The sequence below is a fragment of the Duganella rhizosphaerae genome (genome assembly GCF_040364205.1).
Taxonomy (GTDB): domain Bacteria; phylum Pseudomonadota; class Gammaproteobacteria; order Burkholderiales; family Burkholderiaceae_D; genus Rugamonas; species Rugamonas rhizosphaerae.
Map to the genome: position 1 here is coordinate 1 of NZ_BPWK01000077.1, position 515 is coordinate 515.

The window sequence follows — 515 nt, forward strand, 5'->3', positions numbered from 1 at the left end:
GCGGCGGCGCAGTGGGGCGTGCGCAGCAAGGAGTTTGGCGCGTCTGGCTACAACCAGCTGCTGTTCGACGATACCGATGCGCAGGGACGCGTGCAGCTGCGCTCAACGCATGCGGCCAGCGAGCTGACGTTGGGCCATCTGATCCACAGCGCCGACAACTATCGCGGCAGCCTGCGCGGGCAGGGCGCCGAACTGCGTACCGATGCGTACGGCGCGGTGCGCGCTGCCGGCGGTTTGCTGGTGTCGAGCTATGCGATCAGTCACAGCGCCAGTGAGCGCGAGCCGATAGGCGATAACACGGCAGGCATCGCGCTGCTGAAGCAGGCGGTTCAGCTGGGGCAGACGTTCAGCGATGCGGCCAAGACGCATGAGACGGTGGCGCTGGCCGCGCACATCGGCGCGACCAAGGCAGATGAGAGCGCGCTGGATGACAAGTCGGCACCGTTGAAGGCGATGTTGGCTGCGGTGTCGGGCATGGTGGGCAATGCCAGCCTGGATGCGGCCAAGGCCGATGC

The 515-nt window shown here is 67.0% G+C and carries 1 protein-coding gene; it reads left to right on the forward strand.

The window, feature by feature from the left end; all coding sequences use genetic code 11:
• Positions 1-515 (forward strand): type VI secretion system Vgr family protein (locus RUGAMON1_RS32670; protein WP_445234429.1); only part of this gene is annotated, 515 nt, incomplete at both ends.